General features: G+C 57.7%; 21 protein-coding genes. 7 read left to right on the top strand and 14 right to left on the bottom strand.

Annotated features, from left to right (window positions below; all coding sequences use genetic code 11):
* Window positions 1–13: 13 nt before the first annotated feature.
* The 3 genes from H1S06_RS12885 (at window position 14) to fauA (ending at window position 4,220) form a co-directional block, all read left to right on the top strand.
* Complete coding sequence (locus H1S06_RS12885) at window positions 14–862, top strand: ABC transporter ATP-binding protein (RefSeq protein WP_220183869.1); 849 nt, start codon at window positions 14–16, stop codon at window positions 860–862.
* 109 nt (window positions 863–971) lie between these two features.
* Complete coding sequence (locus H1S06_RS12880; protein ID WP_181740827.1) at window positions 972–1,901, top strand: helix-turn-helix transcriptional regulator; 930 nt, start codon at window positions 972–974, stop codon at window positions 1,899–1,901.
* A gap of 156 nt (window positions 1,902–2,057) precedes the next feature.
* Complete coding sequence (gene fauA, locus H1S06_RS12875) at window positions 2,058–4,220, top strand: TonB-dependent alcaligin siderophore receptor FauA (protein WP_181740825.1); 2,163 nt, start codon at window positions 2,058–2,060, stop codon at window positions 4,218–4,220.
* Between the two features lie 13 nt (window positions 4,221–4,233).
* Here the strand turns inward: fauA and H1S06_RS12870 are convergent, their stop codons facing one another.
* The 14 genes from H1S06_RS12870 to hpaH all read right to left on the bottom strand — a co-directional run bounded on the left by H1S06_RS12870 (window position 4,234) and on the right by hpaH (window position 19,350).
* Window positions 4,234–4,989 (bottom strand): helix-turn-helix transcriptional regulator, encoded by a 756-nt coding sequence (locus H1S06_RS12870; protein ID WP_181740823.1) that lies wholly within the window; start codon window positions 4,987–4,989, stop codon window positions 4,234–4,236.
* A gap of 220 nt (window positions 4,990–5,209) precedes the next feature.
* Entirely contained in the window at window positions 5,210–6,148 is a 939-nt protein-coding gene (locus H1S06_RS12865; RefSeq protein ID WP_181740821.1) for a p-hydroxyphenylacetate 3-hydroxylase reductase component, read from the bottom strand.
* Between the two features lie 154 nt (window positions 6,149–6,302).
* Window positions 6,303–7,472 carry a p-hydroxyphenylacetate 3-hydroxylase oxygenase component gene (locus H1S06_RS12860; RefSeq protein ID WP_181740819.1) on the bottom strand — a complete coding sequence of 390 codons (1,170 nt, stop codon included), beginning with the start codon at window positions 7,470–7,472 and terminating at the stop codon, window positions 6,303–6,305.
* Window positions 7,473–7,700: 228 nt separating this feature from the next.
* Window positions 7,701–8,882 (bottom strand): Bcr/CflA family multidrug efflux MFS transporter, encoded by a 1,182-nt coding sequence (locus tag H1S06_RS12855; RefSeq protein WP_181740817.1) that lies wholly within the window; start codon window positions 8,880–8,882, stop codon window positions 7,701–7,703.
* Between the two features lie 172 nt (window positions 8,883–9,054).
* A complete protein-coding gene (hpaD, locus tag H1S06_RS12850; RefSeq protein ID WP_181740815.1) occupies window positions 9,055–9,981 on the bottom strand; it encodes a 3,4-dihydroxyphenylacetate 2,3-dioxygenase in 927 nt (308 codons plus the stop codon).
* Between the two features lie 58 nt (window positions 9,982–10,039).
* Complete coding sequence (locus H1S06_RS12845; RefSeq protein WP_181740813.1) at window positions 10,040–11,239, bottom strand: multidrug effflux MFS transporter; 1,200 nt, start codon at window positions 11,237–11,239, stop codon at window positions 10,040–10,042.
* A gap of 45 nt (window positions 11,240–11,284) precedes the next feature.
* The gene (locus H1S06_RS12840) at window positions 11,285–12,715 is read right to left on the bottom strand and encodes an aldehyde dehydrogenase family protein (RefSeq protein WP_181740811.1); all 1,431 of its coding nucleotides are present in this window, start codon (window positions 12,713–12,715) and stop codon (window positions 11,285–11,287) included.
* A gap of 311 nt (window positions 12,716–13,026) precedes the next feature.
* Entirely contained in the window at window positions 13,027–13,449 is a 423-nt protein-coding gene (hpaR, locus tag H1S06_RS12835) for a homoprotocatechuate degradation operon regulator HpaR (RefSeq protein WP_181740809.1), read from the bottom strand.
* A 183-nt stretch (window positions 13,450–13,632) separates the two neighbouring features.
* On the bottom strand, window positions 13,633–14,559 hold the full coding sequence (hpaA, locus tag H1S06_RS12830; RefSeq protein WP_181740807.1) for a 4-hydroxyphenylacetate catabolism regulatory protein HpaA: 927 nt from the start codon (window positions 14,557–14,559) through the stop codon (window positions 13,633–13,635).
* Window positions 14,560–14,639: 80 nt separating this feature from the next.
* Window positions 14,640–16,175 (bottom strand): 5-carboxymethyl-2-hydroxymuconate semialdehyde dehydrogenase, encoded by a 1,536-nt coding sequence (gene hpaE / locus H1S06_RS12825; RefSeq protein WP_181740805.1) that lies wholly within the window; start codon window positions 16,173–16,175, stop codon window positions 14,640–14,642.
* A gap of 19 nt (window positions 16,176–16,194) precedes the next feature.
* On the bottom strand, window positions 16,195–16,977 hold the full coding sequence (locus tag H1S06_RS12820) for a fumarylacetoacetate hydrolase family protein (RefSeq protein WP_181740803.1): 783 nt from the start codon (window positions 16,975–16,977) through the stop codon (window positions 16,195–16,197).
* A gap of 3 nt (window positions 16,978–16,980) precedes the next feature.
* Window positions 16,981–17,649, bottom strand: a complete 669-nt coding sequence (locus H1S06_RS12815) for a fumarylacetoacetate hydrolase family protein (RefSeq protein WP_181740801.1) — start codon at window positions 17,647–17,649, stop codon at window positions 16,981–16,983.
* Between the two features lie 29 nt (window positions 17,650–17,678).
* Window positions 17,679–18,485 carry a 4-hydroxy-2-oxoheptanedioate aldolase gene (gene hpaI, locus H1S06_RS12810; protein ID WP_181740799.1) on the bottom strand — a complete coding sequence of 269 codons (807 nt, stop codon included), beginning with the start codon at window positions 18,483–18,485 and terminating at the stop codon, window positions 17,679–17,681.
* A 61-nt stretch (window positions 18,486–18,546) separates the two neighbouring features.
* Window positions 18,547–19,350: a 2-oxo-hept-4-ene-1,7-dioate hydratase gene (gene hpaH / locus H1S06_RS12805; RefSeq protein WP_181740797.1), complete on the bottom strand. Its 804-nt coding sequence runs from the start codon at window positions 19,348–19,350 to the stop codon at window positions 18,547–18,549.
* 327 nt (window positions 19,351–19,677) lie between these two features.
* On the opposite strand from hpaH, the gene H1S06_RS12800 reads away from it, so the two are divergent.
* The 4 genes from H1S06_RS12800 to H1S06_RS12785 form a co-directional block, all read left to right on the top strand.
* Window positions 19,678–20,067 carry a 5-carboxymethyl-2-hydroxymuconate Delta-isomerase gene (locus H1S06_RS12800; RefSeq protein ID WP_181740794.1) on the top strand — a complete coding sequence of 130 codons (390 nt, stop codon included), beginning with the start codon at window positions 19,678–19,680 and terminating at the stop codon, window positions 20,065–20,067.
* Between the two features lie 136 nt (window positions 20,068–20,203).
* Window positions 20,204–21,223 (top strand): TRAP transporter substrate-binding protein, encoded by a 1,020-nt coding sequence (locus H1S06_RS12795; RefSeq protein WP_181740941.1) that lies wholly within the window; start codon window positions 20,204–20,206, stop codon window positions 21,221–21,223.
* A 3-nt stretch (window positions 21,224–21,226) separates the two neighbouring features.
* Window positions 21,227–21,742 (top strand): TRAP transporter small permease, encoded by a 516-nt coding sequence (locus H1S06_RS12790; protein WP_181737554.1) that lies wholly within the window; start codon window positions 21,227–21,229, stop codon window positions 21,740–21,742.
* Window positions 21,743–21,769: 27 nt separating this feature from the next.
* Window positions 21,770–22,884 (top strand): TRAP transporter large permease (locus H1S06_RS12785; RefSeq protein ID WP_181739427.1); only part of this gene is annotated, 1,115 nt, incomplete at its 3' end.

Genomic DNA, 22,884 nt, shown 5'->3' with positions numbered 1-22,884 from the left:
GGACTTCAAGCCAATGAAACAGACTCACACTTCCGGTATGCCGATGGACCCTGTCTTGCAGGGGCAGGACCTGCACTTGAACTATGCCGGAGTGCCGGTGATTTCCGGGCTGGATATCCGCATTCCGCGAGGTCAGCTCAGTGTCATTCTGGGGGCTAACGGATGTGGCAAATCCAGTGTGCTTAAGGTATTGAGCCAGGTGTTGCCACCGGATCAGGGCAACGTGCTGCTGGATGGCCGATGTCTGGCGGCGATGGGCAACAAGGAAAGGGCACGACAGCTGGCTCTATTGGTACAAAAGCCGGAACTGCCGGACGGCATATCGGTGCAGGAACTGGTGAGCCGTGGCCGCTATCCGCATCAGAGCGTATGGCGGCAATGGTCGCCGGAGGACGAAGCGGCCGTCGCAGAGGCCTTGAAAGCGACAGGGCTGAGCGAGATGGCCCGGCGTGAAGTTGCCTGCTTGTCGGGGGGGCAGCAACAACGGGTCTGGCTGGCACTGGTTCTGGCACAGCAGAGTGAAGTGCTGTTGCTGGACGAGCCCACGTCATTTCTGGATATTCGCGCACAGCTGTCGGTACTGGATTTTTGCCGTGCCCTGCGTCGGCAGGGGCGTACGTTGGTACTGGTGTTGCATGATATCAATCAGGCCCTGCGTTACGCCGACCATCTGCTCTTGATGCGAGATGGACAGTTGCTGGCACAGGGGCGGCCGGATGTCGTCATCAATGAGGAGGTGCTCAAGGCGGTATTTGATCTGGATGCGCGCATCATGCAAGACCCGGAAGCCGGTTGTCCCATGCTGATTCCGCGTATGAATTCACAGACTCATACCGGGGCGGCATTACCGGCATGGGAATGAGACTTGAGCATATCGAATAGATTCTATTCGATAATCATTAGTATTTGCGTTTATTGTTATGGCTGAGCTAGTATGGGCGTCACTTTTCCTTGTGACGATCAGTTTGCTCATGCAGAACCGCTATGACTCAACACCTGCCGAGGCCCGCATCTTTACGGATCAGGACTTGCTGACATTTGGCGAACGCTACGCGTTGGACTACCGTTTTCCGGACCGCTACCGGTCCGGAAACATCATGCGTGGTCAGGTGGAAGAATTCGGCTTTCGTTCGGGGATGCAATTGGTCTATTCCAATGTGCAGGTCATGGAATCCTATATGTCCAGTTCACTGGACCCGGCACCGTTGAATATCATTATCATGCTGGAAGGGTATGTCAGTCTGTCACTGGGGCCTGAAGTCATTGAATTATCGGAACAGATGGCACTGACAGTCAGTCTCGACAAGGAAGTGCAGCTGGATGCCCGGCAGTTGACCGGACAGCATCTGAAGGTTCTCACCCTGAGCCTTGATTATGCGGCGCTGGAGTTGTTGCAGGCTCCCGTCCAGAGCGGCACCGGCTGGCACCTGTGGCGTCTGCCGCCACACCTTTACCAGGGATTGCTGGCGTATCGCCAGAATATGGATTTGTCCCGGCTGTATCTTGAAGGACTGAGTTTGCAGGTGCTGTCGCATGGGTTGGCACAAACCGAAGAGTTGGCACCTCTGAAGGAACCCCGCATCTCACCACAGGAGCGTGTGCGTCTGGAGCAGATACGAGATCGGGTAGTGGATGATCCGCGTGCCGAATACAGCCTGACGGATCTGTCTCGACTGGCGGCCATGAGTCCCAGCAGTCTGCGCAGCAAGTTCAAGGCCTGTTATGGACAGACGTTGTTCGACTTCATCAAGGAGCAGCGCCTGAATATGGCGCGTGATTACCTGCTGCAGGGATTCAGCGTACAGCAGGCTGCACATTTTGCAGGCTACAGCTACGCCACCAATTTCACGACGGCCTTTCGCAAACACTTCGGGGTGGCGCCCAGTTCCCTGATTCGTTGAATCGGATACGCGTGAATAGGTGTTCAGTCATCAGGCATAGCTCAAACGACAAAAGATATTAAAGAATAAGCATTCCCATTTGCACCTGATTTCACTCGCCGATTGGAACCGAGTGACAGGCATGATCTTATTCCTTGTTGTTTGGAGACGTACCCCATGTTCCTTGATCCTTCATTCGTGCATCGGGCCGGTCGCTGCGGCCTGTTGACGGCCCCGCTGCTGCTCAGTGTTCCCGTCCTGGCTGAAACCCTACAGCAAGAGCAGGAAACGGTCGTCGTGACGGGCCGCCAGCTGTCGGCAGATTCCGAACAGCGCGACAGCTATGCACCGGGTGCCAGTACAACGGCAACGGGCTTGCCGTTGGCGATTAAGGAAACCCCGCAGGCTGTCAGTGTCGTTACGCATCAGCAGATCGAGGATCAGGGGTTGGTGACCAGCGGTGAAATCCTGCATCAGGCGCCGGGGGTATCCATGACCCGCCGTGACAGTAACCGTTTTGGCTATGCCGCTCGTGGATATTCCATCAGTACCTACCAGTTCGATGGCCTGATGACACCGATTCAGGGCGCCTGGAACTTTGGCGACACCGATTGGGACAGCGCCATCTATGACCGCATCGAAGTGGTACGAGGGGCGACGGGGTTGCTGACCGGAGCGGGTGACCCTTCTGCCAGCGTGAACTTCATTCGCAAGAAACCCCTGCCGGAGTTTACCGGTCGACTGAGTGGCGATATCGGGCGTTGGGATACGCGCCGTGTGACCGCTGATGTGTCCACTCCGCTGGATAAAGCCGGCCGGACCGCGGCACGCTTTGTGGCCGTACGTGATCGCCGCGATACTCATGTGGATGATATGGCCGAGGATAAGGAAACCTACTATGGCGTGATCAACTCCCAGCTGACACCCAATACCGATATCAGCCTTGGGGTTGAATATCAGCAGAATCGAACCGACGGCGCCGGAGCCGGTTTTCCCATGTTTTACGCAGATGGTGGACGGACGCGCTTTGATCGGTCGGCCTCCAACAATACGAACTGGTCCCGGTTTTTCAACGAGACGACCCGGGCCTTCATGGATGTGAACCATTATCTGGACAATGGCTGGCGCCTGCGTGCCGCCTACAGCTACGACGATGGCAACTACGGTTTGACCTATCTGTTTCGCAGCGGTTTCCCCGGTCGCAACACGGGGGAAGGCATGTCGGCCTATTTTGCCAATTATCGGGGTGATCGTAGCCGTCAGGATCTACATTTTACCGCCGAGGGTCCCTTCGCCCTGTTCGGTCGCGAGCATGAGGCCGCATTCGGCTGGGTCAGGACCCAGGATGATCTGGACATGCGACTGGCTTCACCGGCCGGATCAGCCCCGGATATCGGTGGCTATGTGAACGGCAAGGGTGATCCCGTTGCCGAACCGGCCTGGGGAAATTTGAACAGTGTTGATGACAGCAACCTGGTACAGACCGGTGCCTATGCGGTCACGCGTCTGTCTCTGTCAGATCCCCTGCACCTGGTTGCGGGGCTGCGGCTCAGTGACTGGAAACTGAAGCAGGAGTATTTCGGTGATCGACGCAACTACTCCTACAGTAATGAGCTGACCCCCTATGCCGGATTGATCTACGATTTTGACGAGCGCTTCAGTGGCTATGTCAGTTATACCGAAATTTTCCAGACGCAGAACAAGCGCACACCCGATGGCGAGCTGCTGGACCCGGTAACCGGGCGCAACTATGAACTGGGTGTGAAAGCGACTTTGGCCGATGAGCTGGACCTGAATCTGGCGGTTTTCCGAAGTGAACAGGATGGCCTGGGAGAGGCCATACCCGATCAGACGGTTAATGGTCGTCCGGATACACAGGCCTACCGTGCGACGAATGGTGCGACTGTGGATGGCTTTGAGGCAGAACTTGTGGGGCGCCTGGCCGACGGGTGGAACCTCAGTGCCAGTTACACATTGGCCAATGCCAAAAAGGCGGATGGCGAACGCATGAATACCCTGCATCCGCGTCAGCAGGCCAAGTTGTTCACCAGCTACCGGTTTACCGGTGATTGGAATCCGTTGCGTGTCGGCGGCGGCGTACGCTGGCAAAGCGGCATTTACAGCGATACCCGTGGTCCTAACGGCACAACACGTGTAGCGCAGGGCAGTTATTCGGTAGTGGATCTGATGGCGCGCTACCAGTTTACCCCGGATTTGAGTGCACAACTGAATTTGAACAACCTGTTCGATGAGGAGTACTACGAGCAGGTCGGCTTTTACAGTCAGGCCTGGTGGGGGACGCCACGCAACCTGCGGCTTTCCGTGAACTACGACTTCTGATGGCGTTGTTGGCTCAGGTACATAAGGCAAACAGCTGGGCGCGACTGGAAATGCCCAGCTTCTCATAGGCTCGCTTGCGGTAAGTGATCACACTGCTGACAGCGACTTTCAGCTCGGCCGCAATGGCCTCATTCTTTTTGCCGCGCAGAACCGCGCGGCAGACTTCCCGCTCGCGTTCGGACAGGAACGCCAGCGGGCCTTCCTGCCGCAGATGGTCGTTCAGTTCGAAATGCTTGCTGACCAGAATGCTGATCAGTGCACAGACACGGCGGTTGAACGCAGGATCATCGAAGCGTTCGTCGAATCCGGGGGCACGATGGTACAAATTAATGTAGTAGTTGCCCTGCTCGGTCCCGCGAATAATGGCAATCTTGTCGGTAAAACCGGGTGTTTCGAAGAAGGCCTGGCGGTAGTGCAGTCCCATGCTGTCGCTGACTGAATTGAAACGCACGACCTCCACCTCGCCCGAGGCAATGGTCTTGAGCAGCCTGAAATTGGGGTCCTGCAGGTAGTGTCGTTCACTGACATAGGCTTCAGCCAGACGCTTGCCTGAAGCTTCGTGGGCAAAGTCTTTGTAAATCAAGGTGGAAACCTGTTGTCCGTCAGCACAGTAGAACACCATGCATTGATCAGTGCCGAACTCGCGTTGCAGCCAGTCCAGGAAGCGGTCGTAGAAGCGAGCTGTGCCCAGTTGTTCCAGAACGCTCAGAACCTGTTCGGACGGCATCCAGCCGAGTGTCATTATTGCCGGGGGGCTCAGGTGCTGCATGATGAGGTCTGCCGTTGAAAAACACGCCGGTGTACCGGTTTGGAGTATAGCCGGCAGGCTTTGGAGGGCGGAAGTATCAGGACATGTCCGGGGTAAACAGACGTGCAGTCGCTGGAGAGGACGGGAACCTCACGGGATCGGAATACCGTGCCGATCAGAGCCGTATCCCCCTGTAAGACCTGCCCGAGGGCAGGTCGTGTTGTCACCCGGGAGCAGGGTGTTACTGAGCGGCCAGGGTCGCCAGCACCTTCTTGAAGGTGGCCAGTTCGTCTTCACTGAAATCGCTGAACATCTTCTGCTGTTCTTCGTCGGCAATGCGCCACAGGGCATCGGCTTGCTCGATGCCTTTTTCAGTAATGCCGTAGCAGTCGTTTTCCAGTGCAACCAGACCCTTGCGCTGCAGGATCTCAGCGGCTTCGGCCACTTCGATTTCAGGCATATTGACCTCTTTGAGCAGGTCTTTCAGGCCCAGGTTGGGGGCCTGCTGCAGTACCATCAGCATGCGGGCTTCGCTGGTACGCAGTCCGGTAGACAGCTGCTGCGGCGTGTAATCAGCCTGATAGCTGCGCACGGCCTGGGTCATCAGGTAGTACAGGTTGTCATTCAGGCGGCTTTCCAGCTGTTTGACCGCAGCCGGTTTATCGTCGGATTTGGTCGGGAACCGAGAGTGAGGCATGACGACTGAGTAGCTGCCCTGATGGTAAACCAGTGGGGCACGGCCGGTATCCTCGAAAGCGACAACCTTTCCGATCAGGATCCAGTGGTCGCCACCATCCACGGTTTCATAGGCTTCACACTGGAAACAGGCTGCTGTGTCGTGCAGCAGTGCAGCACCGCCGAGACCATCGGTGTAGGTGATATCGGCAAACTTGTCGTCGCTGGGGCGGGCAAAATGATTGGAGACATCGATCTGGTCCGCGGCCAGGATATTGACGGCAAAGTGGGTCGCTTCTTCAAAGATGCGGCAGCTGCCGGAGCGCTTGTCGATGCTCCACAGAATCAGTGCCGGGTCCAGAGAGACGGAGTTGAAGCTGTTGGCGGTGACACCGGTTTTTTCACCGGAAGGTGTTGTCGCCGTAATAACGGTGATTCCGGTGGCAAAGTTGCCCAGAGCCCGACGGAAGGCTTTGGAATCGAATTCTGTGATTGAGTTGCTCATAAGGGCACCTGATGTTGGGTTCTTATGTGATGACGGCACAACCGAACAGTGTCCGTTTCAACAGGGTCTGCTTCGGCCCCTTCGGTTGTACAGCGGGTCCCTTGCCATAAGGGAGGGGACGCACTTGAGTCCATGCGTCCCCGGCTGGAGCGGATCAGAGCAGAGCGGGATCCGGTTCCAGGCCCAGCAATTCGCGGCCGATGATCTGGGCGCAAACATCATAGTCGGTGTAGGCGTGTGCCGCCGTCATGTTGGATTCGCGCCACAGTCGCTGCCCTTCGCGCTCTGACAGCCAGTTGGAGGCACCCATCACGGCCCACAAACGGTTGACGGCTTCAACACACATCTTGATGGCGTAGGCCTGGTTGGTACGCCAGTGTGCCAGGGTATAGCGGTCCGGGTACTCGTGGCGCTCGCCGTATTCCTTGTGCTCGTTCCAGGTTTTTTCCAGGTAGGCACGTGCGGCACATACCTGCTGATAGGATTCGGCGACGCGCAGGATCGGCGGAATGGATTCTTTCACCTGAGCGCCGGTGTAGGCACGGACACGGTTCTTGGTCATCTCCTTGTAAACCTCGACCATACGCTCGGCTACTCCCAGGCTCATGGCGGCGAAGCCACAGGCGAAGTAGGGACGGTAAGGGGTATGGTAGATTTTGCTGTCCGGGTACAGGGAGCGACCGACATGACGACCTTCCATCATGTCACCGGCGGCCTGGATACGGTGTTCGGGTACGAAAACGCCTTCAATGTGAGCGGTTTTGGTGCCGCTGCCGCACATGCCGGCGGAGTACCAGTCGTCAATGACGCTGAAATCGCTCTGAGGGATGACGGCGAAGCTGTAGATTTTCTCGCCGGCGTCGTTGAAGCGGTTAAAACCGACAATGATCCACTGAGCGTGATCAACACCGGAGCTCCATTTCATGTCGCCGGTAAAGATGATACCGCCCTCGACCTCTTCGTGCTTGCCAAAAGGCGCGATGGAGCTGGACGCAACGGTATCCGGGTTTTCACCCCAGAATTCGTCCTGGGCCTGCTTGGAAAACATTGCCATCTGGTGGTTGTGTGTACACAGCAGACTATAGGCCCAGGCCGTGGAGCAGCAGGCACCGGCCAGTGCGGCGATGCAGTCGGCAAATTCCGGCAGGCTCATTTCCAGACCACCATAGGCCTTCGGCAGGAAGGCGCGGTTCAAGCCGATGCCGTGCAGCATATCAATGTTTTCCTGCGGTACCTTGCGCAGCTCTTCCGCCTTACCGGCGTTGGCGCGAATGGCGGGCAGGATCTCTTTGAGTTTATCAAGCATCGGATTGTGCGTAGTCATCGGGATCTTCTCTCTTCTAATAGTCTGAATCGGCTGCGTAAACCGGGTTGGGTATTTGGGGGTACCGGCTCGCAACGAAATACTGATCCGTTAGGATTCGTCGATTATGAGGAGCAATCCTGGTGCAGGAAATGTAAAAAACTGGCTTATCATTGTATTTTTCTTTATTTACAGGCCCCGCCTTCGGCGAGGCACTACTAAAGTATAGACAAAATCGAGCGGTACAATTCAATCACCGTTTCGGGTGAGTCGTAACGCGACCAGCGCGCCGATGCCGGTCAGGCCGATAATCAGCGTCATTGGCAGTGGTGTGCCGTCATGCAGGGCACTGGTAGCCGAGCTGGCCAGAGCGCCCAGGCCAAACTGACAGGCAACGGCCAGACCGGCAGCGGCACCGGCCTGGTCGGGGTAGCGTGACAGCAGGCTGGCCATGCAGTTGGCGCCCATGACGCCGGTGACGCTGACATAGCCCAGCAGCCCGGCAACAATCAGGGGCAGACCGCCCAGGCCGGTCAGGCCTGCCAGAATCAGGACCAGGCCCGAAGCGGTGGCCAGCAGAGCACCGGCCAGCAACAGTTTTTGCGTGCCCAGCGTGCCGACATAGCGAGCATTGAGGCTGACCAGCACAATAATGCCGCCGATATTCAGGCTGAACAGCCAGGCAAAATGCTGGGGCGCAACGCCAAAGTATTCGATGTAGACGAAGGGGGACGCGGTGATATAAGCGAACATGCCGGCAAATGTCAGACCCATGCAGAGAATATAGCCGATCGCGACCGGCTGCAGTCCGATCTGCAGGTAGGCCTTGAAGACTGCCAGAATACTGGCATTGCGCGAATCGCCATGATGCGTCTCGGGTATTTTCCAGGCGCTGAACAGCAGCATGAGCGCCGCAAAGGCGAACAGGACCACAAACAGAGAGCGCCAGCCGGAAATCAGAATCAGATAGCCGCCCAGAAGAGGGGCGATCAGAGTGGCGATCATGGTGACAAGGTGCATTAGTGACAGGACTCGGGCGGCCTCATTGAGCGGAAACAGGTCGCGCACAATGGCGCGTGCCAGTACCGAAGCGGCCGCACCTCCCAAAGCCTGTACAAAGCGGGCCGCAATTAGCCACTCGGCGCTGTCGGCCAGAATGCAGCCGATACTGGCCAGCAGGTAAAGTCCAATACCGCCGAGCAGCAGTTGACGACGACCGAACTTGTCCGACAGCGGGCCGTAGAACAGCATGCCAATAAACAACCCGACCAGAAAGGCGCCGATAGTCATCTGAATACTGGCCTCGGATGCCTGCAAATCCTCTGCAATCAGTGGCAGGCTGGGCAGGTACATATCGATCGATAAGGGACCAAAGGCAACAAGTGCGGCGAGCAGAACGATCAGGCGTTGGGGGTTGGCTACCGATGACATCACAGGCTCCGGTTCTATCATGAATTGTTATGCGTGAATATTACCACTGTCGACAATGTATTTAATATATTAACAAGTTTGCAGGGGGCGCGGAAAATGGTGGAAGCGTCATGCAAAAGATGAGAACGGCCCGCGTGAGCGGGCCGTTGAGTGCAGGGTGATAAGGGGGGAATCAGACCCGGCTGGAGCCCGGAACGAAGGTTTCGGTGACTGAAGCCTGAGGCCCCGGAACCTGGTCGCCGCTGACCGGTGAAACCGGGAACAGGGCGTTGATCTGGCCGGTGCCGGAGCTGCCGAAATAGGGTGTCAGTACTTCCACTTTCTGGTCGTATTCGGACCAGCCAAGCGCGCCCAGCAGCATGGCTGTATCGTGCATGAAACCTTCGCCATGTCCCTTGACCGCATATTCGGGCAGCATTTCGCAGAAGTCGGCCCACTCGGCATTTTCCCACATGCGTACGACTTCATGGTCCAGACGTTCCAGGAACGGTGACCAGGTTTTGGTGGCAAAGCCCGGCGCCTGGCCGTTCTGGGCAAAGCGGTGTGACAGGGAACCCGAGGCCAGGATCGCGACGGTGCCGTCGTACTTTTCCTCGATTGCCTTGCGCATGGCCCAGCCCAGACGGGCGCTGTCGTTCAGGTAGTGAACGGTGCACATGGCCGATACAGAGACTACTTTGAAGTGGCGATCTTCATTCATGTAGCGCATGGGCACCAGAGTACCGTACTCGGGATCGAGGCTGGTTGAATCATGGGCCAGAGTTTCAACGCCCTGAGCATTACACTCTTCCGCCAGCAAACGCCCCAGTTCAGGGTTGCCGTCGTATTCAAATTCCATATTGGAAATGAAGTGCGGCAGTTCGTTGCTGGTGTAGTTGCCGGCCCAGTGAGCCGCGCAGTTGATGTGGTAATTGGCGTTGACCAGCCAGTGAGTGTCAAACACGATGATGGTATCGACGCCTAGCTCACGGCAGCGGCGGCTGATCTCCTTGTGACCGTCAATGGCGGCCTGGCGGAAACCTTTTTGAGGACCGTCCAGTTCCGACAGGTACATGGAGGGAACATGTGTGATTTTTGCAGCTAATGCGAGTTTACCCATGAGGTTATCCTCTTTTGATTATCGCGGGTCCATACCCGTCAAGCATTGAGCATCGACGCTATTGCACCGATGCCGGATCAGTCATTTGGCGTCCGACACGCCTGGCCTGCCAATGGGCCAGCAGAGCGATACAGGGAGCCAGCACTATACAGCCGAAGAGCAGAGAGACTCCGAACTCCAGCAGCCAGGGGACCAGCTGAGCAATGGCGGCGCCAGTGAGCAGCTGGATAAAACCCATTAATCCGGATGCGGTGCCTGCTGAGCCGGTTGCGCAGCTGATGGCCGCCGATTGGGCATTGGGCTGGCTCAGTCCGCGCCCAAAGGTGAGCAGCGCCATGGGCAGAAACAGACTGGCAAAACTCAGCGTGCCGAACAGCGTTGGCAGCAACAGGATGATGGCACCTGCCAGCGACAGCAGGTTTCCGATCAGGACCATCCGGTCGACGTTGCAATAATGTGCCAGCTGAGTAGAGGCCAGGCTGCCCAGCATGAAGGCCAGTGAAACCGCCAGAAACCAGAGGCCAAAGTCGGCTGAAGTGCCCCCCAGATGGTTGACCACCAGGTAGGGAGTACTGCCGACAAACAGGTAAAAGGCAGAGGCAATGGCCGTTGTGGAAACGGCATATCCCAGATAGGGGCCGGATTGCAGGACTTCGCCATAGCGGCTCAGCAGGCTGCCCAGACGCAGGCTGTCGCTGCGCACGGCACAGGTTTCCGGGAGTCGGGCCAGAGCGAACAGCCAGACCAGAGTCCCCATAATGAGAGACAGGTAAAAGACCGATTGCCAGCCGCTCCACAGGTTGAGGTAGCCGCCCAGTGCAGGAGCAACGGACTGGGCAATTGCGATGGCCATGACGACATACCCCATGCGCCCGGCGGCACCGGTGCGACCGTGTACATCCAGAATAATGGTGCGTGCCAGTACCATGGCGGTACTGCCGCCCAGAGCCTGGAGTACACGTCCTGCAATCAGTGATTCTACATTGGCGGCCTGAGCTGCCAGCAGACTGCCAGCGATGTGCAGGCCCAGGCCGGTCAGCAACACCGGGCGTCGGCCGAAATAATCGGCCAGAGGGCCGGAAATCAGCTGACCGAATGCCAGTGTTAGCAGGTAGGCCGTGAAGGTCAGCTGGATCGTGCCGATATCCGTATGCAGTGCCTGTGCCGCATCCGGCATGGCCGGAACAAAGGCATTCAGCGCCAGTGGACTGGCCATGGCGATGAAAACCAGCAGGATAAGGGAAGGCTGTTGCTTCAACGGTCGACCTGTTCGGTTAGAGGCGGGGGTGCCCCCGCCAGTGTTTTAGTTCGGGTTGCGTACGACCAGCATACGCAGCTCGGTCATGTCTTCAATGGCGTAACGCACACCTTCACGACCCAGGCCGCTGTCCTTAACGCCACCGTACGGCATGTGATCCACGCGCCATGAAGGCACATCACCGATGACCACGCCGCCGACTTCCAGTTCGTCCCATGCTTTCTGGATCTTGTAGATGTCGCGGGTGAAAATACCGGCCTGCAGACCGAAATCGGAGTTGTTGACCTCTTTCAGGGCTGCGTCGAAGTCGCTGAATCTGGACAGGATCGCCACCGGACCGAAGGCTTCCTGAGTGTTCACGCTCAGGTGCGGCTCGACATCTGCCAGCAGTGTAGCCTGCAGCATGGCACCGTCACGCTCACCACCGGCCAGCACGGTTGCACCGGCTTCCTTGGCTTCCAGCACCCAGTTGTGCAAACGAGCAGCTTCCTTTTCGGAGATCATTGGGCCAATGAATGTGCTCTCATCCTTGGGATCACCGGATACCAGCGCATTGACGGCTGCAGACAGTTTTTCACGTACTTCATCATAGTGCTTTTCGTGCACCATGATGCGCTGCACGCTGATGCAGCTTTGGCCGGACTGGTAATAGGCGCCGAACACGATGCGTGCGACAGCATCATCAATATCGGTACCTTCGTCCACGATGCAGGCCGCATTACCGCCCAGTTCCAGTACGACCGGCTTTTTGCCGGCCTTGGCTTTCAACTGCCAGCCCACATCCGGGGAACCGGTGAAGCTCAACAGCTTCAGGCGGTCGTCGGTGGTGAACAGGTCGGCACCGTCTCGGTGACAGGGCAGGATCGAGAATGCGCCTTTCGGGAGGTCGGTTTCGGCCAGAATTTCACCGATAATGATGGCGCCGACAGGTGTCAGGCTGGCCGGTTTCAGGATGAAGGGGCAACCGGCGGCAATGGCCGGAGCGACCTTGTGGGCGGCCAGGTTCAGCGGGAAGTTGAACGGTGAAATAAAGGAACAGGGGCCAATGGGTACGCGCTTCCACATGCCGGTGTAGCCTTCGGCACGGGGCGTGATATCCATGGGGACCACTTCACCGCCGATACGGGTGGTTTCTTCTGCTGCAATACGGAAAGTATCGATCAGACGAACGACTTCACCGCGTGCATCCTTGATCGGCTTGCCCGCTTCAATACACAGAGCGACCGCCAGCTCTTCGGCACGTTCTTCGAAGCGCTTGACACAGTAGTTCAGGATTTCCTGACGCTTGTATGCCGGCAGTTTGCGCATCGGCTCGGCGGCGGCATCAGCGGCGGCAATGGCCTGGTCAATGGCGGCTGCATCGGCAATGGCGACACGTGTGGCGACTTCTCCGGAGAATTTGTCGGTTACCGCCAGGTCCTGGTTAGGGGACAGGGCTTCGTTGGCCAGGTAGTAAGGGTAGGATGCTTGCAGCATGGGATGGGTCTCCGTCTGCTTATTGATGTTGGGTTGTCTAATCGGTGTCACCCGCCCTGCGCTGTCGCTGCCGGCAGGCAATCGCGTATCAAATCCAGTCGCCCCAAAGGCCTGAACTGCACGTGTCGATATTCGGTGGCTGTGGGTGGTGCGTTTTTTGGCAAGCGAGTGTTGCTTGTCGGATAAAAGCGACCGATACCGAAGGTGCCATATTGTTAATATGTTAAGTAATGCTAGTTAACATGTTATCTAATGTCAATGGCTCCCCGGAAGGGGCGCCGTTCGACAATAGGGAGGGATATTGACGGGGGTCAGGGTTTGATCTGGCAGAGCAGGTTGAGCAACTTGTTCAGCTGTTCCATATTCTCGCGGGAGAACTGTGCGGTGATTTCCTGGTAGCGGGCTTCAAGCACGGGACTGACTTTCTCGAACATCTCCTTGGCCTTGTCGGTCAGGCTGATCAGTACGCGGCGCTGGTCTTCGGGGGAACGTCGGCGCTGAATATAATCCTGCTGTTCCAGTCGACTGATGATGCCGGTCAGGCTGGGGCTCAGAATGCAACAGAGTTCGGCCAGTTGCTTGGATTCCAGTTCTCCGTGCTCGTCCAGCGCGCGAATAATGCGCCACTGTTGTTCTGTCAGTGGAATTTCCTGCAGCACGGGGCGGAAAAAGCCCATAGTGACTTCGCGGGCCTTGAGCAGTTTGAGCGGTATGGAATCTTCGTATTTACGCATGTTTCGCATGAGTCTGAAAGTACCCGTCAGTTGGTCCTGGCCTGGTCAGCGCACTGAATGTCCGTTTGCAGTAAGTGTACACTACCGGGCCTGCAAGCGGGCATGGGCGAGGACCGGGGCGTTGTACAGGCAGTGTTGTTGCCTGGCCTCTGGTCTGAATCAGGTCGGGATTTTATTAATATGTTAATTAGTAGTCCAGTTGTCGTGCTTGTGAGCCTGCCTGAATTGTTGTGCCGTCATGTCGGTATGGCGCTTGAAAAAGCGTGAAAAATAGGCCGGATCGCTGAAACCGAGCCGGTAGCAGACATCACTGCTGGACAGTTCGGAGAAAACCAGAAGCCGCTTGGCTTCCTGGATCAGGCGGTCATGAATCAGTTTCTTGGGTGATCGGTTGGAGACCCGTTGACAGATCTGGTGCAGTCGGCTTTCCGAAATACCCAGTCGATTGGTGTACTCCGGCAACCGCAAGTGTGTGCAAAAGTGCTCTTCAACCAGATTGGTAAAACGGTGAAAGATGCGCAAGTCGTCGTTATTGAGGCTGGTGCTTTCGGCTTCCTTGGGGGACAGGCGGGATATCTGGATCAACAGCAGATTGACCAGCGTGTGCAGGGTCAACCGTTTGGCTGCGCGCTCCCGATACCATTCAACCTTGAGATTGCGCAATGTCTGGGTGATCAGGGGCCATTGCAGGCGCTGAGACGGCTCCAGCTCGTTGCGGGCAATGCAGAGCCCGTGTTTGAACTCGGTTTCCATTTCCTGCTGCAGACCGTCCTTCAGCAGTTGCCAGACGATTGATTGATGAATCGTCAGTACATGGCCGCAGGCTTTATCTTCCGTCAGAAACGAGTGGGGGACGGAGGCCGGAGTCAGCAGGAGTGCCGGGCCGCGGGCATGGTAGATTCGGTCATCGATATGAAAGCGTATTTCGCCCCGGTCAATGTAGTGGATCTGCAAATACTGGGCATGCCGATGTACCGGCATGTCACGTCCGTAGAAGGCGGCAAGGTTTTCAAGGACATCATAATGAATGGGCGCGTGCAGATAACGGCGGTCGTAATCCTTGCCCAGGATGATGTTGGGGATCCATTCGTGCTGGCTGCTGGTTGTCATGATGGGACTATAGCAAACCCCGACCGGAGACAGGAGGGGCCGGCCCCGCAGGGGCCGGCGGTACGTCTACGAGGTGCTAATCAGCCTTTGCCCAGCTGAGGTACGCGGTGGGTACCCTGTGCAATACAGACGTTCTTGGTTTCCATGTAGAAGTCGAAGCTCCAGTCGCCACCGTCGCGACCGATGCCGGACATCTTGATACCGCCGAACGGAGACGGCAGGTTACGGTTGTTCTCGGAGTTCACCCACAGCATACCGGCTTCGACATGCTTGGCCATGCGCATGGCGCGGCCGGTGTTCTCGGTCCAGATGTAACCGGACAGGCCGTATTCGGTATCGTTGGCAATGGCGATCGCTTCTTCTTCGGTGTCGAAGGAGATGGCGGTCAGAACCGGGCCAAAGATCTCTTCCTGTGCGATGCGCATCTTGTTGCTGGCACCGGTGAACAGGGTCGGCTCCAGGTAGTTGCCGGCCGGGTCGATGTTGCCGCGCGCTTCGTCGATACGCTTGCCGCCGACCGCGATGTTGGCGCCGTCTTCCTTGGCAATGTCGAAGTAGCTCAACACCTTGTTGTAGTGCTCGGTGTGAACCAGCGGACCCACTTCGGTGTTCGGGTCCAGTGAGTGACCGACTTTCAGGTTGCGTACGCGCTGTTCCAGGGCTGCCATGAACTTGTCACGGATGCCGCTCTGAATCAGCAGACGGCTGGAGGAAGTGCAACGCTGGCCGTTCAGGCTGTAGATCATGAACACCACGGCGTCCAGGGCGCGTTCGAAGTCGGCATCGTCAAATACGATCACCGGGTTCTTGCCGCCCAGCTCGAAGTGCATGCGCTTCAGCGTGTCGGCACCCTGACGCATGACGTGAGAACCGGTAGCGGATTCACCCACCAGTGCAACCGCCTTGATTGCCGGGTGTTCGGTCATGCGCTTGCCGACGCTTTCGCCGAAACCGTTCACCATGTTCCAGACGCCCTTGGGCAGCACTTCGTCCGCGATCTCGGCCAGGATGTAGGCGCTCAGCGGGGTCAGCTCAGCAGGCTTGTGCACCACGGTGCAGCCTGCAGCCAGTGCCGGTGCAATCTTCCAGGTGGACAGCATGAACGGCGTGTTCCAGGGCGTGATGATGCCGACCGGACCGATCGCCTTGCGAATGGTGTAGTTGACGTGCTCGTCCTGGTGCAGGGCCAGGCCGTTCTGCGCTTCCGGCGCCTTGTCGGCGAAGAAGCGGAAATTGGCCGCGCCACGGATGGCGGCCTGCTTCATGAAGCGGATCGCCTGACCGCAGTCCATGGACTCAACCAGGGCGATCTCGTCGGCGCGCTCGACCAGACGGTCGGCGAACTTGTGCAGCAGGCGTTTGCGCTCGGCACCCGGCATGGTAGACCATTCCGTGAAAGCGTTCTCAGCCGCTTCACAGGCCGCGTCCATATCGGCGACGGAGCCGGCCATGATCTTGCCGATGGAGCTGTTGTCGGTCGGGGTAACGTTGTCGTATTCGTTGCCGCCGTTGCCGAGGGTGAATTCACCGTTGATGTAGTGGCCGGTGGTGTTGTTCTTGAAGCGCTCCAGGTACTGCTGGGCGCGTTCCAGGTTGGTATCCAGTGTATCGCTCATGGTGATCTCCTGAAGCTTGTTAGTATTTGTCGCCGTAGAATTCCTGCTCGCTGACCATGCGGGTCTCCAGTGAGCAGACATCTTCAATAGTACAAACGATGGTGTCGCCCGGCTGGCAGTCGACGATGCCGTGCGGGGTACCGGTGCAGATCATGTCGCCCGGGTTCAGGGTCATGATCTTGCTCAGGTACTCGATCACGAAGGGTACGTCAAAGATCATGTCCTTGGTGGTACCGTCCTGCGTCAGCTTGCCGTTGACCGTGGTGGTCAGTTTCAGTGCGTTGGCATTCGGGATGTCCGCAGTGTCGACGATCCAGGGGCCCATCGGCAGTAGAGAGTCACGGCTCTTCACGCGCAGGTTGGGGCGGTAGTAGTTTTCCAGATAGTCGCGGATGGCAAAGTCGTTGCAGACGGTGTAGCCGGCAACGTAGTCCAGCGCCTCTTCACGCTTGATGTTCTTGCCGGTCTTGCCGATCACGGCAACCAGTTCGCACTCGTAGTGCTGGTATTCGATACCGTCCGGGCGGTAGCTCACCTGCTTGTGGCCGGTCAGCGTGTTGGCGTGCTTGATGAACACCAGCGGCTCTTTCGGCGGCTCGAACGCCAGCTCGGTGGCGTGATCGGCATAGTTGATGCCCAGCGCGAAGATGGTACCCGGTGCCTTTACCGGCGGCAGCCAGGTGATCTGGTCGGAATCCAGCGCCACGTCCAGCACTTCACCGTCAGCGGTGGTGATGCGATCGTTGGCGTCGATGTCGATATCCAGCTCGCGGCCGTCAAATACGATACGTGCATGTCTCATGGCTCAGGCGCCTCCCAGAGTGTTGTTCAGGGTGCCGACACCCTCAATGCTTGCTACAACCTTGTCACCCTTGGCGACGGCCACGCGGTCACCGGCGAAACCGACAGCGATGATCTCGCCCGGCTGCAGGGTCATGATGCGCGAGATGATGCTGATCAGTTCGGCAACGCTGCGCTCCATATTGGCCAGTTCGAAGACGCTTTTCTGCTCGCCGTTGACGCTGATGCTGACGGTCAGAGCATCCGGGTTGGCGATCTTGTCAGCTGCAACGATTTCCGGGCCGACCGGGGCAGACGTATCCAGGCACTTGCCCTTGATGTCCGGGCGGTAGTAGCTCTCTTCCGGCAGAGAGAAATCGCTGACGATGGTGTAGCCGTTGACGTAGTTCAGTGCGTCTTCGGCGGATACGCGGCAGGTTTCCTTGCCGATGACCACGCCCAGGCTGGCGCCCACGGCCATGGCCGCTACGTCGTTACTGCCGAAATCCTTGGCCCATTCGACCTCGGCACCGTCAACACTCCAGGTGTTGCGCGGCTTGTAGTAGAGCACCGGCTGGGTCGGCGGCTTCTTGTACGGGGCATCGTTGAATGTGGCATCCAGAGCAGCCAGCTGCGCCTTGTCGTTCAGCGCGACGCAGACCAGCTTGCTGTTGACCAGAGTGTTTGCAGTCATGGTTAACCTTCTCGTGTTAGGACTGGCGATCAGTAGCCAGCCTGAGGTTTCTCGTCTTCAACCGGAGCGCCCTGTTTGAAGCGCTGCGCCAGCTTGCGGGTTTCGTTGGCCAGAATCATGGTGTCGACACCGACGCCCACGAAGTTGGCACCCTGCCGGACATAGTTCTCGGCCAGAGCCGGGTCCAGGCAGAGCAGACCGGCATACTTGCCGGCATCGCGAATCTTGTTCAGACCGGTGTTGATGGACTCGACCACCACCGGGTTGCCGGCATCACCGATATAGCCCATGGAAGCAGACAGATCGGACGGGCCGATGAACACGCCGTCCACGCCGTCCACTGCCAGAATAGCATCCAGATTTTCCATCGCACTGGCGGTTTCCACCTGCACGATCAGACAGATTTCGTCGTTGGCTTTCTGCAGGTAGCCCGGTACCTGATTCCAGCGGGCGGCGCGTGCCAGCGAGGTGCCCAGACCGCGAATGCCCTGCGGCGGGTAGCGTACGGCCTGTACCAACTGAGCGGCCTGCTCGGCGGTTTCCACCATCGGTACCAGCAGGGTTTGCGCGCCAATATCCAGCAGCTGCTTGAGCAGAGCGGTGTTGCCTTCGACACAGCGCACGATCGGCGCTACATCATAGGGTGCCATGGCCTGCAGATGAGCCATGATGGTGCGCAGGTCGAACGGCGCATGCTCGCCATCGATCAGCAGCCAGTCGAAACCGGCGACAGCGGCAATTTCGGCAGCGCTGTTGTCCGGCAGTCCCAGCCAGAGGCCGTACTGGGTGTTGCCGCTGGCCAGACCCTGCTTGAAGCGGTTTTTCGGCAGTTCCATGCTCGTCTCCTGTTCAAAAGGGCGGGCAACAGGCCACACCCGGATTTGCAAAGGGTTTGGCTTATTCGAAGTTCAGGGTGACGCCGCCCAGAGGTCCGAAGTCGGCGTGGACGGTGTCGCCCGCCTTGACCGGTACCGGGCGGGTGAAGGAGCCGGACAGGATGACCTGACCCGGTTCGAGACCGATACCGTGCGGCGCGAAGCGCTTGCAGACCCAGGTGATGCCTTTCAGCGGGTTGCCCAGTACACCACCAGCCAGGCCGGTTTCTTCGATCTGGCCATTCAAATACAGCATACAGCCGGCCCAGCGCAGGTCGATATCCATCGGCTTGATCGGGCGGCCACCCATGACGATACCGGCATTGGCAGCGTTGTCGGAGATGGTGTCGTACACCTTGCGAGTGTAGCCGGTTTCCGGATCGGTGCGCAGGCAGCGAGCGGCGATCAGTTCCAGCGACGGGATCACGTAGTCGGTGGCGTCGATGACGTCGAAGATGGTGACGTTTTCACCAGACAACGGCTTTTTCAGTACAAACGCCAGTTCCACTTCGATACGCGGGTCGAGGAAATCGGATGCCTTGATGGTGGCACCATCATCAAACAGCATGTCGTCCAGCAGCACGCCGTAATCCGGTTCGTCGATATTGGAAGACATTTGCATGGCGCGAGACGTCAGGCCGATCTTGTAACCGATGACCTTGCGACCGTCTTCAAGTTTGCGGTCTACCCAGGCTTTCTGCACGGCGTAGGCATCGGCCATGTCCATGTCCGGGTACTCCAGCGTCAGCGCCGGAATCTGCTTGCGGGTTACTTCTGCCTCGTACAGGCGATCGGCACAGGCCTTGATCTGCTCTTTGTTCAACATGCTCGCTAGCACCTTCTTGTTATCCATTGCGTTCACTGGTTGTGCTGGGCGGACGCTGTTCGACGGTGAAGGCGCCGACAGGCAAGGGCACAGACCATTTGATTTGCATTTTAGTTAACATCTTAACTAAGTCAATACCTCAATATGAGTATGGCCAATACAGTTATAGACGAGTTTTGCCACTATGATCTTAAAAATGTTGCAACTTACATCTTATTGACAACAGTTAATATGTTAATTAGATTTCGTTTGTTTTTCTGTCTGCTACTTCCGTGTCGGAGAGCCGTGCGGGCAGAAATTTTTCATCCATCAGAGGAGGGCCTCGAGATGCCTCACTTCATTGTTGAATATTCGGGAAACCTGCACGAGCGTCTGGAGTTTCAGTCGCTTTTCAAAGAGTTGCACGAGTATGTTGTCTCGACAGGTGCCTTTCCAATCGGCGGTGTGCGTAGCCGAGCCATCCGTTGCAATGACTTCAGGGTGGCCGATGGTCGTGAAGACTTCGCCTTCCTGAACCTGAATCTGAAGATCGGGCATGGGCGTGACATGACGCTGAAAAAAGAGGTGGCGGAGCGGGTGTTCGCGATTCTCTGTGACTGGATGAGGCCGATCACCGATAACAGCTATGTGCAGATCTCTTTCGAAATGACAGAGCTGGACCCGGTGCTTAAATTCAACAAAAACAACATTCATCCGTTGTTCGTGGATCCGAAGTAAGCCGGAAAGCGTTCATGGAACAGGCGGCATAACCCCTGGCCGCCAGCACAATAAGCCGTATCAGCGGCAACAACAACGATCGTAGCAACAGACGTAGAAGACCGGGAGATACACCGTGAAAGCAAGTTTTAAATCCATGCTGAGCGCTGCTGCGCTGACACTGGGGCTGGGCGTTTCCGCTGCGGCGTCAGCCGAAACCACTCTGATCGTGGGCACCTGGCAGCCGCCGGGCAACCCCATGAATTCAGTCGTGTGGCCAACCTGGGCCGGGTGGGTGGAAGAAGCCACCGAGGGACGCGTCAAGGTTAAAATCGAGCAGGATGTGGGTCACCCCAAAACCTACTTCCAGCTGGTGGAAGATGGCGTGATCAATGCGGGCTGGAGCTATCATGGCTATGGTCCGGGCCGCTTCAAGCTGCCGGTCGCGGTTGAGCTGCCGGGCCTGAATGTCAGTGCGGAAGCGGCATCGGTCGCGCTGTGGAAGGTGCAGCAGAAGTACTTTGCCGATGCAGGTGAATATGAAGGTCTGACTCTGCTGGCAACCCTGACACACGGTCCGGGGCAGATTCACAGCATCGATCCGGTTGAGAGTCTTGCCGATTTGAAGGGCAAGAAGGTCCGTATCGGTGGCGGTGTGCAGACCGAGTTGGCCGAGCGCATGGACGTCACCGGTGTGGCCGCTCCAGGCTCGAAAGTGTACGAAATGATGCAGCAGGGTGTGATCGACGGTGTCTTCATGCCGATCACCGAGCAGAAGTCCCTGCGTTTGCATGAAGTGGCACCGAACCTGACCGTACTGCCGGGCGGTATGTATCTGGGCAGCTTCTCCATGTTTATCGATCCGTACTTCCTGGAAGACCTTGATCCCAAGGATGCCGAGGCGATCCTGAGCGTATCCGGTGAAAAGCTCTCGGCTCTGGCCGGTCGTGCCTGGGATCAGGCGGATGTGGAAGGTCTTGAAGCTGCACGTGCTGCGGGCGTGACAGTCAAGGAGCTGGGACCAAACGACCCCATGACGCTGGAATTTGGCGAGCTGATCAAGGGCATGGATGACGCCTGGGTTGAGAGTGTTGCCGATCGTGATGTCGATGCCCGTGCAGCGCTGGCCGAACTGCGCCAGATCGCTCGTGAGTACGAAGCGCAAAAGCAGGAGTAATCCATGTCGTTTGGTGCCTGGTTGAAAGCGCACTATGACGAGAAGGGGCCGGTCCGTTGGCTGGCCTTTTTTCTCGAAGTGGTGTCGGCAAGCGTACTGTTCTTTCTGATGGCGTTGACCTGTGTCGACGTTTTTGGCCGTTATCTGTTTAACAGTCCCATTCATGGCGGCACCGAGATGACCGAGATCGGTCTGGCGGTGATGGTGTTTGCGGCGATGCCGGTCATAACCTGGCGGGGCGGTCATATCGTGGTTGACCTGCTGGACCGTTTTCTGGGTTCGAAGATCGTCAAGGTACTGTCGTTGCTGGCGGCGCTGGTCATGTCATCGTCCCTGTACTTTCTGGCACTGCGTATCTTCGAGTTGGGCGAACGCTCCATTCGTCGAGGTGTCGTGACCGAGTTTCTGGCGATGCCGAGCGGTTACATCGTGCAGTACATCGCGATCATGAGCTGGGCCACGGCCCTTGGCATGATCACCTATGGCGTCTATCGCATCCTGTTTCAGGATCAAGACTAACCCGAACCGGATACAGGTATCTCGATTATGTCCGTAGTTCTGATCGGCTTTGCCGTTCTCCTGTTTCTGATCATCGTGGTGCGGATGCCGATTGCATTTGCCATGGGGATCGTCGGCTTCTTCGGCTTTGCCTTTTTGCAGGGCCTGGAGCTGAGCAATATTGCCAACTTCCGTTGGACCGGGGCGCTGTCGATGGCGTCCAACCGCGTGATCGACACCGTGCAGGAATACAGCCTGTCGGTGATTCCGCTGTTTATCCTGATGGGTAACCTGGTCACTCGCTCGGGCCTGTCTCAGGAACTCTATGCGGTGTCCAACGCCTTTCTGGGCCACCGCAAGGGCGGCCTGTCGATGGCAACTGTTGTGGCCTGTGGCGGTTTTTCCGCCATCTGTGGCTCCAGCCTGGCGACCTCCGCCACCATGTCCAAGGTGGCGATGCCGCCGATGCGCAAGTACGGATATTCCGACGCGCTGGCCACGGCTTCCATTGCCGCCGGCGGCACCCTGGGTATCCTGATTCCGCCCAGCGTGATCCTGGTGATCTACGGTCTGTTGACCGAGTCCTCCATTCGTGAACTCTTCGCGGCCGGCTTCATACCGGGCCTTCTCGGTATCCTGTTGTACCTGGTGGCGGTGCGCTATGTGGTCTGGCGTGATCCCAGTGCCGGTCCGGCCGGTGAAAAGACCGAGTGGCCGGAACGCCTGCAGGCCATGAAAGGCGTCTGGGGTGTCCTGGTACTGTTCACGGTGGTCATGGGTGGTATCTATCTGGGGATTTTCACTCCGACCGAAGCGGCCGGCATCGGTGCCGGTGGTGCCTTCCTGATTACCCTGTTCCGTGGCCGCATGACCCTGCGCAACCTGTTCGAGACGCTGGCCGATACGGCGCGGACCTCGGCAATGCTGTTTGCGGTGGTGATCGGTGCCCTGATCTTTTCCGACTTCATTAACCGTGCCGGTCTACCGACGATGCTGCTGGAGCTGGTGTCCTCCATGAATGTGCCGCCGATGGGTGTGATCCTGGCGATTCTGGGCATCTATATCGTGCTGGGCATGGTGTTCGAAAGCCTGTCGATGATGCTGTTGACGGTGCCGGTGTTCTACCCGCTGGTGGCCAGTCTGGGCTATGACCTGGTGTGGTT

The organism is Marinobacterium marinum (assembly GCF_013868415.1).
GTDB classification, from domain to species: domain Bacteria; phylum Pseudomonadota; class Gammaproteobacteria; order Pseudomonadales; family Balneatricaceae; genus Marinobacterium; species Marinobacterium marinum.
The sequence above is the reverse complement of the archived record's forward strand: the minus strand, read 5'-3'. Positions and strand labels throughout refer to the sequence as shown.